This is a genomic window from Streptomyces sp. ActVer, assembly GCF_027270795.1.
Classification (GTDB): Bacteria; Actinomycetota; Actinomycetes; order Streptomycetales; family Streptomycetaceae; genus Streptomyces; species Streptomyces umbrinus_A.
In genome coordinates this window covers 1-8877 of record NZ_JAPWHT010000426.1, presented here as the reverse complement: position 1 = coordinate 8877, position 8877 = coordinate 1, and the positions used below count along the sequence as shown (strand labels likewise).

Genomic DNA, 8877 nt, shown 5'->3' with positions numbered 1-8877 from the left:
CTGCGTGCCGTCACCACCGACGAGGCCCTGCGCGACCGGCTGAGGCCCCTCATCGGCATCGTTCGGCACGACCTGGTCATCACGAGTCACGGTCGCGTCCGCCGCGCGCGGAGGCGTGCGGGAGGAAGGCGGACCAGGTGGTGGGGGTGACGGTGAGCGTGGGGGCGGTGGGGGTTTTGGAGTCGCGGATGTGGATGGTGGTGGGGGTGGCGGGGGCGGTCTGGGCTATGGCTATCTCGACGCATTCGCCCTCGCCGCTGCTGTAGCTGCTTTTGGTCCACTGCAGGGCGACCTCCAAGCATTCACCCTGGTCACCGCTGTAGCTGCTCTTGAACCAGTGGAGATCCGTGTTCATAGCGTGTCTGCCACCTCTGCGATCAGCTTCGCCGACTCGTCGGGGTTGAGAGCCTGCGCCCGCAGAATGCCATACCGCGCGAACAAGTCCCCCAGGTCAGGCTGTTCGCTTACGAAGTAGCCGCCGCTCGGACCTTCCACGTAGGCGAGTTGGCGACGCTCAGCCGTTTCTAAAAGGATCATGGGGCCGTTCAGTCCAGCATGCACCTGGCGATCGTGCGGCATGACCTGGATCTCGACATGACGCAGGCGGCCGACGCCGAGGATGTGGTGCAACTGATCCTTGAGCGCTGGCGGTCCGCCCAACGGGCGGGTGAGCGTGCTCTGTTCCAGCACGTAGCTGATGATCGGCATGGGCTTGCGCTCGAAGAGCTGCTGGCGCGCAAGACGTGCAGCGACACGTTTGTCGATCTCCTCGTCATCCAGCGCCGGGCAGTGGCAGTTGTAGATCGCCCGCGCGTAGGCCTCGGTCTGGAGCGAACCTGGAATCAGATGGTTCTGGTACACGTGCAGCGCGGAGGCCATCCTCTCCTCCGCAAGGTAGTCCTCCGTCCATGGTCGGAGTCCGTTGCCCCCGAACTCCTTCTCCGCCAGCACCAGTAGTGCACCTTGTGCACCCAGCACCTGGTCCGCGGTCTCGACCAGCTTGCCCTTGGGCGGTCGCTCGCCCCGCTCCACCATCGCCACCTGCGACTTGGAATACCCGACGTGACCGCCGAGCCCTTCCTGCGTCATCCCGGCCCGTTCGCGGTGGAACCGCAACAGCACACCGAAGGACTCCGACCCGCGTTCACTGGAGTGCACAGCTACCTCCCCAAGTGCACAGAGGTGCACGGACCTTGCGTAACCCTGGTCACAGTATGTGACGGCCCGTAAGCATTTGCTCCATGAACCCGAAAACTTCCCCCGCCACCGTCCACGCCTGGATTCCCGCCTCCGGCCACGGCCTCCGTCACGCCGGCATCCACTTCGACGCCGTACGCGTCGCGGGCGTACTCGCAGAGCAAGTCGCGTACGAACTCATGCAGTTCACGGACTTTCAGGCGGGTCCGATCGTCCGGGAGGCGACGGGGTACCGGTACATGTACTTCCTGTTGCCCCCGCAAACTGCCACGGGCTACCGCTGGCCCGCCGGAGTGCGAGCCCTGGGGCGCGGCGCGCAGGGATGGGCGTACGTGGGGGTGCCCGCGTTGGGTGGGCTGACCTGGCCGTTGGAGTGGCGGTCGGAGCCGACGCCTGAAGTGCCGTTCGTGGAGGCGGGGTTGCTGCATGAAGTGGTGGGTCGCTTGATCGGTGTTGTACGGTGACCGCGACATCACACTCCGTACGCATCCGTGTACGGAGCGGTCCCCGGAGGTGCTACCAACACCGACCGAGGACCTTCACTCCTAGTGGATGGACGTCCACCAGAGATGCTTCGGCATGCTATCGCGCCGGTTCGGCGCTACACGAAGGCGTCCCACGACGTCGTACGGCACTCGCGGCTCAACAGCGACGCGAAGGTACTGCTGCTGTACGTACAGGGGCTCCCCGACTCCGAGGCCGCCGCCCCCAAGCCGCTCAGCGAACACGCGGCCCGGCTGGGTCTGAAGGGCCGGGCCTACCAGAAGGCCAAGCAACTCCTCGCCGACTGCGGTTACTTGCACGAGTGGCGGGAGCAGGGCGCGCGGGGCCGCTGGGTCACGGAACAACTCCTCGCCAATGTCACCCTCACGCGTGACGAGGCGTCCCGGGCCCGCGAGGGTGGGGCTGACGCGGGCGTACCGAGTGAGCGTCCGCCGACGGTCGGTGGGCCGGGGGAGCGGACGGTCGGTGACTCTCCCCGGACAGAAGACTCGGGAGAGAAAGACCTTCCCCACCCACCACCCCAAGACCGCCGGGCCCCGGTTGCCGATGAAGCGGCTGAAGCCGAGGAACCCGAGCCGGAGGCGGAACCCGAACCCGAGGCGGAACCCGGGTCCGTCCCCGTTCCCGTCCCCGCCCCCGAACTCGCCGAGGCGGAAGGGGTGTTGCTGTCCCTGCGCCACGCACACCGTGACCTGCTCCTCGGCGTACGCGAGGCCCGTAGCCTCGCCGACGCGGCAGCGGAGTGGCTGCGGCGGGGCGTCTCGGCGCCGGACCTCCGCCGCGCCCTGACGACCGGCCTCCCGGCGGACGGCGTCCGCTCGGCCGTCGGCTTCCTGCGCCACCGCCTGATCCAGAAGCTCCCGGCGGCGAGGCGTCAGGTGACTCCCACCCCACCGCCCGAGCGGGTCGCGGCCCCGGCCCGGCGGAGCCTGGTGACCTGCCCCGGCCCCGGCGACGAACACGTCTTCCGCCCCCGCAACGACGAAACCCACTGCCTCCGCTGCCGCACGGCCGCCGCCTTCGAGGCGACACTCCAGCCGCTGGGGTGGGCGGAGGCCTGACCAGGCCGCCGGACCTACTCCGGCAGGTCACTGTCCCCGCCCAGGTTCGCTATCACCCGGCGCAGAACGTCGAGCGTGGCCACGTACTCCTCCTCCGTGATCCCGGCGTGTGTCTGCTCGTGGGCCCGGAGGTTGCGTTCCTTGGCGCGGAGGCGGCCGGCTTCTCCCGCCGCGGTGAGGGTGAGGGTGCCCGTGGCGTCCTCCGTCAGCCAGCCGCGGCTCGCCAGGTCGGCGAAGACCTCGTCGAAGTCGATGCCCTGGTCGTCGTAGCGGGTGAGTTTCGCGGCGAGTTCGGCGCGGGTCCAGTGGGCCGGGGACGCGGCGACGTGGTTGAGGATCCACCAGTGGGGCTGGGTGAGCGACTCCGTCGCCAGCTCCTTGCGGATCCGGCCCACCACCTCGCGGTGGGCGGCGCCCGTCCAGTAGCCGATGGGCTGGGCGGCGAGCTGCTGACGGGGGTACGGGGTGAGCTGCTGTGTGGTCATGAGCCGACCGTAGGAGCTCAGGTTTGGTTGAGGTCAAGGGTGTGCCGAGGTGTCAGTCCCGGGGGAACTCGTCCGTCTTGAGGGTGAGGCCGAGGACCGTGCCTGTCATGTCGACGTCCGCGCCGAAGCCGACGGAGGTTTCGATGACGTACTCCCCGTCCTTGGGCTGCGTGAAGAGGTGGCACTTGCCCTGGTACGGGTCGGCGATGAGGTAGACGGGGACTTCGGCGGCGGCGTAGGCGTCCTTTTTGGGGCCGTAGTCGTTCTGGGCCGTCCCCCTTGAGATGACCTCGGCGACGAATTCGACATCCTCGTGACGCCAGCGGCCTTCGGCGCCATCCGTAGCGCCGTCACGCATCTTGACCACGTCGGGGCAGAAGCCGTTCTCGTGACCGGGGAAGTCGATCCGCACGTCGGACAGTGCCTCGACATCCATGCCGAACCTGTCTTCCAAAGCCCGGATGATCCTCCGGATGACGTGCCAGTGGACGCTTCGCTGCGGCGTCATGAAGACGTTACCCCCGACGATCTCAACCTTGATTCCCTCGGGGACGGGCATCCGCTCAAGTCGCTCGAACCACTGGTCCAGGCGATCGACGTTCGTGTCGGCCATCTCGATCCTGTCTTCCAGGACGGTCATCGTGGCGCTCCTCCCCGGCCGCTCCTCGGAGGAGTGCAGCCGCGCAGTACAACGATACGCACGGTGACCAGGGCACGCCGTGATTCGGTCAGGCGCTTTCAGCCTCGTACGGACCGCCCACGTCCCACGCCTGATGCATCGCCTCGGCGAACGCCGCCGCCAGTTTGTGTTCGCCGGAGGCGTTGGGGTGGGTGCCGTCGTACGTGTCGTGGGTGATGTCGTACGAGGGCGGGACCGAGGCCAGGAGGAGGGGGGACGCGGGCTCGTCCAGGTCCGCGACCGTCTTCGCGAGGAGTTCGTTGAAGAGGCCGACCTCGCGGGCGAAGGGCGCGTCCGTCTCCGCCCTCGTGTTCGGGATCACCGGGAGGAGGACCACCGCCACGCGGGGGTTCGCCGAGCGGGCCTCGGCGATGAAGGTGCGGGCGTTCTCCGCCGTCTGGGCCGCGTTCGTGTAGAAGCCCAGGTCGATCAGGCCGAGCGAGACGAGGAGCACGTCCGCGCGCGACTTACGGACCGCGTCCGCGATCAGCGGGGTCAGGTGGTGCCAGCCCTCGCCCCATCCCGCCAGATGGGCGAGCGGAAAGTCCCGGTCGGCGTACTCGTACGAGTCGGCGGTCTCCGTGGCCTTGTCGTAGAGCGTCTCGCGAGGGCCGACGATCTTGAAGGGGCCGCCGTACGTCGCGCGCAGGTGCTGCCACATCCGGTAACGCCAAGTGTGTTCGCCCGCGCTTCCGATGGTCATGGAATCGCCGACGGGCATGAACCTGAGCATCCGCTCATCATGGACGATCAGCGGAAGAGGCAGGGTGTGAGGCTGGACACGCCCGCTGAACCGGCGGCGGGGATGGCAGGCTTGGGGCATGCGTCGTTCGCTTGCGCTCCTTTTCGGGGCCATCCTTGCCGGGGTGCTCGTCGCGCCCGCCGTTGCCGCCGACAGCGCCGGTTCGGAGGGGGCGGACGGGTTCACGATCAAGGATCCCCGGATCACCGAGTCCAGCGGGCTCGTCGCGTCCCGCGCCCACCCCGGCGTCTACTGGACCCACAACGACAGCGACGACGGGGCCTTCCTCTACGCCGTCGACAGCAAGACCGGCGAGACCGTCGCCACGGTCACCATGACGGGCGTCGGCCGGCCCCGGGACGTGGAGGCCATCTCCATGGGCCCGAACGGCCGTCTCTACGTCGGCGACATCGGCGACAACCTCGGCGGCACCTGGGACAACGTCTGGATCTACGAGCTGCCCGAGCCCAAGCAGCTCAAGAACCAGACCGTCCGCGCCACGCAGTACGACGTGAAGTACGCCGACGGGGCGCGGGACGCCGAGGCGCTGATGGTCCACCCGAAGACCGGGCGCGTCTACATCGTCTCGAAGAACGAGGACGGGGGAGGCCTGTACGAGGGGCCCGCCAAGCTCACCTCCTCCGGCACCAACACCTTCAAGCGCATCGGCGCCATCGACCTCTGGGTCACCGACGGCGCCTTCTCCCCCGACGGCAAGCAGCTCGCCGTACGCGGCTACTTCGGCGGCCTCGCGTACGACTGGAACGGCGGGAAGGTGAAGAAGGAGGGGCGGCTGAGCGTGCCGCTCCAGGGCCAGGGCGAGTCGATGGCGTACACCCCCGACGGATCCACGCTGCTGTACGGGAGCGAGGGCTCGGGCAGCTCGGTGGAGCCGGGGAACGTGCCGGGCTCGGGCGGCGGAGACGGTAAGTCGCCTTCCGGGGAAGGCAGTTCGGACGACGGGGGCGGGGGCGACGGGATGAACGCCGACATCAAGATGGGGGCGGTTGCGTTGGTGGTCGCCCTGGCTGTCATCTACGGGCTCAAGCGGTTGCTGCGGCGCGACTGAGTGCGCGGCTGGAGCGGTTGTTGCGGCGTTCGGGATCTCAAGTGTCCCGAATGCCGCCCGACGTCTTGACGTGTCCACGCCGCTTCCCTTCCATGGGGATGCGCGGTGTGGTGGGAGCGCTCCCATCCGTTCCGGGCCCGCGCCTCCCGAGAGGAAGCAGCGACATGTTCCGCAGCTTGCGAAGAGCGCTGTGTGCTGCCGCCGCGGCGCTCCTGTTGATCCTGGCCGGTGTGCAGACGGCCCACGCCGACCCGGCGCCGCCCGCGGACCGGGCGGCCGGGGCGGCGGCCGCCGGAGCCGGTTACTGGCACACCAGCGGCCGCCAGATCCTGGACGCGGCCGGTCAGCCCGTACGGATCGCCGGTATCAACTGGTTCGGCTTCGAGACCGCCAACTACGCCCCCCACGGCCTCTGGGCGCGCGACTACAAGAGCATGATCGACCAGATGAAGTCGCTGGGCTACAACACCATCCGGCTGCCGTACAGCGACGACCTCTTCAAGAGCGGCACCGTACCCAACAGCATCGACTTCTCCGGCGGCAAGAACGCCGACCTCCAGGGCCTCGGCTCCCTCCAGATCATGGACAGGATCGTGGCGTACGCGGGTCAGGGCGGCCTCAAGGTCGTACTGGACCGGCATCGTCCGGACGCGGCCGGCCAGTCGGCGCTCTGGTACACCTCCGCGGTCCCGGAGTCGACGTGGATCGCCAACCTCAAGGCCCTGGCGACCCGTTACCGGGGCAACTCCACGGTGATCGGCATCGACCCCCACAACGAGCCGCACGATCCGGCCTGTTGGGGCTGCGGCGACACGACGAGGGACTGGCGCCTGGCCGCCCAGCGCGCCGGCAACGCGGTCCTGTCCGTCAACCCCGAGCTGCTGATCTTCGTGGAGGGCGTGCAGACGTTCAACGGCGTGTCCGGCTGGTGGGGCGGCAACCTGATGGGTGTCGCCCAGTACCCGGTCCAGCTGGACGTCCCGAACCGGGTCGTCTACTCGGCCCACGACTACGCCACGAGCGTCGCCCAGCAGAGCTGGTTCAGCGACCCCACCTTCCCCGCCAACATGCCCGGCATCTGGGACAAGTACTGGGGCTACATCTTCAAGCAGAACATCGCGCCGGTGTGGGTGGGCGAGTTCGGCACGACACTCCAGTCGACGATCGACCAGAAGTGGCTTGCCGCGCTGGTGAGTTACCTCCGGCCGACCAGCACGTACGGCGCCGACAGCATCTCCTGGACCTTCTGGTCCTGGAACCCCAACTCCGGTGACACGGGCGGGATCCTCAAGGACGACTGGACGACCGTGGACACGGTGAAGGACGGATACCTGGCGAGCGTGAAGGCACCGGGCTTTCCGGGCGGCGGGGGTGACCCGGGTGACCCCGGCGATCCCGGTGACCCGGGTGGGGGCACGGCGGCCTGCACCGCCGCCTACACCGTCAGCAGCGACTGGGGCGGCGGCTTCAACGCCGAGGTGAAGGTGACCAATTCGGGCACTGTGCCCCTCAAGTCCTGGAAGGCCACATGGACTTGGCCCGGCGCCCAGAAGGTCACCAGCATGTGGAACGCCTCGTACACACAGAGCGGTTCGACTGTCACGGCCGCGAACGCCGACCACAACGGCACGCTCGCGGTGGGCGGTTCGGCGAGCTTCGGGTTCGGTGGCGCGCCGGGAGGCGGGGGCGCACCGGCGGTGAGCTGCACGGCGACATGAGACGGGCGGTGTGACACAGACGGGGGTGCCCGGCACGGTGGTGGTCGTGCCGGGCACCCCAGTTGCCGTACGAACGACGGCTACAGCTTCTCGATCACGTAGTCGACGCACTTCGTGAGGGACTCGATGTCCGCCGGGTCGATCGCGGGGAACATGGCGACGCGGAGCTGGTTGCGGCCGAGCTTGCGGTAGGGCTCGGTGTCGACGATGCCGTTGGCGCGCAGGACCTTGGCGACGGCGGACGCGTCGACGTCGTCGGTGAAGTCGATCGTGCCGATGACCTGCGAGCGCTTGGCCGGGTCGGTGACGAAGGGGTTCGCGTACTTGACGTCCTCGGCCCAGCCGTACAGCGTGCGCGAGGAGGTCGCCGTGCGGCGGACCGACCAGTCGAGGCCGCCCTGGCCGTTGATCCACTCAAGCTGGTCGTTCAGCAGGAAGAGGGTCGCGAGGGCCGGGGTGTTGTACGTCTGGTTCTTGCGGGAGTTGTCGATCGCCGTGGGCAGGCTGAAGAACTCCGGGACGTGGCGTCCGCTCGCGTGGACGCGCTCGGCGCGCTCGATGGCGGCCGGGGAGAAGACCGCGATCCACAGGCCGCCGTCCGCTGCGAAGGACTTCTGCGGGGCGAAGTAGTAGACGTCGGTCTCGGCGATGTCGACGGGCAGGCCGCCCGCGCCGCTCGTCGCGTCCACGAGGACGAGGGAACCCTCGTCGGCGCCCGCGACGCGCTTGACCGGGGCCGCGACGCCCGTGGAGGTCTCGTTGTGCGTGAGGGCGTACACGTCCACGCCCGACTGGGCGACCGGCTCCGGGTGGGTGCCCGGGTCGGAGGTGATGACGTCCGGGTCGGCGAGCCAGGGGGCGAGCTTGGCGGCCTTCGCGAACTTCGAGCTGAACTCACCGAAGGTGAGGTGCTGCGACTTGTTCTCGATCAGGCCGTGCGTCGCGACGTCCCAGAACGCGGTGGAGCCGCCGTTACCGAGGACTACCTCGTAGCCCTCGGGGAGCTGGAAGAGGTTGCTCACGCCCTCGCGGACCTTCCCCACGAGGTTCTTCACCGGGGCCTGGCGGTGGGACGTGCCCATCAGGGACGTGCCGGTCGCGGCGAGCGCGGTGAGCGACTCCGTACGCACCTTGGAGGGGCCCGCGCCGAAACGGCCGTCGGCGGGCTTGAGGTCAGCGGGGATCTGGATATCAGCCACGACGGGAGCGTATCCGTTTCCGGAAACCTGGGTGAAACGTCGTCCGTCGGGTGAGACGCGTTTCGGGGCGGCGCCGGGTTTCCTCGCCCCCGCCGCCCCTACCCGTCCCATCCTTCCGGGGCTCCGCCCCGGACCCCGTGGGGTGCGATTTCGGGTGCGGGTCCGGCTGTGGCTGGTCGCGCAGTTCCCCGCGCCCCTGAAGACCTAGGGGCGCGGGGAACTG

At 68.8% G+C, this 8877-nt stretch carries 10 protein-coding genes; 4 read left to right on the top strand and 6 right to left on the bottom strand.

The window, feature by feature from the left end; genetic code table 11:
* Nucleotides 1-79: 79 nt before the first annotated feature.
* Both O3Q52_RS42610 and O3Q52_RS42605 read right to left on the bottom strand, forming a co-directional pair.
* Entirely contained in the window at nt 80-355 is a 276-nt protein-coding gene (locus tag O3Q52_RS42610) for a DUF397 domain-containing protein (RefSeq protein WP_269653907.1), read from the bottom strand.
* Nucleotides 352-1158, bottom strand: a complete 807-nt coding sequence (locus O3Q52_RS42605) for a helix-turn-helix transcriptional regulator (protein WP_269653906.1) — start codon at nt 1156-1158, stop codon at nt 352-354. The genes O3Q52_RS42610 and O3Q52_RS42605 overlap by 4 nt, the downstream gene beginning before the upstream one ends.
* An 83-nt stretch (nt 1159-1241) precedes the next feature.
* Here O3Q52_RS42605 and O3Q52_RS42600 point away from each other — a divergent pair, with 83 nt between their 5' ends.
* Both O3Q52_RS42600 and O3Q52_RS42595 read left to right on the top strand, forming a co-directional pair.
* Nucleotides 1242-1661: a hypothetical protein gene (locus O3Q52_RS42600; protein ID WP_269653905.1), complete on the top strand. Its 420-nt coding sequence runs from the start codon at nt 1242-1244 to the stop codon at nt 1659-1661.
* 105 nt (nt 1662-1766) lie between these two features.
* Nucleotides 1767-2762 carry a hypothetical protein gene (locus O3Q52_RS42595; protein WP_269653904.1) on the top strand — a complete coding sequence of 332 codons (996 nt, stop codon included), beginning with the start codon at nt 1767-1769 and terminating at the stop codon, nt 2760-2762.
* 14 nt (nt 2763-2776) lie between these two features.
* Here the strand turns inward: O3Q52_RS42595 and O3Q52_RS42590 are convergent, their stop codons facing one another.
* The 3 genes from O3Q52_RS42590 to O3Q52_RS42580 form a co-directional block, all read right to left on the bottom strand.
* Nucleotides 2777-3247 carry a MarR family transcriptional regulator gene (locus O3Q52_RS42590; RefSeq protein ID WP_266759016.1) on the bottom strand — a complete coding sequence of 157 codons (471 nt, stop codon included), beginning with the start codon at nt 3245-3247 and terminating at the stop codon, nt 2777-2779.
* Between the two features lie 52 nt (nt 3248-3299).
* Complete coding sequence (locus tag O3Q52_RS42585; protein ID WP_269653903.1) at nt 3300-3887, bottom strand: Uma2 family endonuclease; 588 nt, start codon at nt 3885-3887, stop codon at nt 3300-3302.
* Nucleotides 3888-3975: 88 nt separating this feature from the next.
* Nucleotides 3976-4659: an SGNH/GDSL hydrolase family protein gene (locus O3Q52_RS42580; protein ID WP_266759020.1), complete on the bottom strand. Its 684-nt coding sequence runs from the start codon at nt 4657-4659 to the stop codon at nt 3976-3978.
* 88 nt (nt 4660-4747) lie between these two features.
* Between O3Q52_RS42580 and O3Q52_RS42575 the strand changes: the two genes are divergently transcribed.
* Nucleotides 4748-5737 (top strand): WD40 repeat domain-containing protein, encoded by a 990-nt coding sequence (locus O3Q52_RS42575; RefSeq protein WP_269653902.1) that lies wholly within the window; start codon nt 4748-4750, stop codon nt 5735-5737.
* A gap of 164 nt (nt 5738-5901) precedes the next feature.
* A complete protein-coding gene (locus O3Q52_RS42570) occupies nt 5902-7455 on the top strand; it encodes a cellulase family glycosylhydrolase (RefSeq protein ID WP_269653901.1) in 1554 nt (517 codons plus the stop codon).
* Nucleotides 7456-7535: 80 nt separating this feature from the next.
* On the opposite strand, the gene serC is transcribed toward O3Q52_RS42570, so the two are convergent.
* A complete protein-coding gene (gene serC, locus O3Q52_RS42565) occupies nt 7536-8654 on the bottom strand; it encodes a phosphoserine transaminase (protein WP_269653900.1) in 1119 nt (372 codons plus the stop codon).
* Nucleotides 8655-8877: the final 223 nt, after the last annotated feature.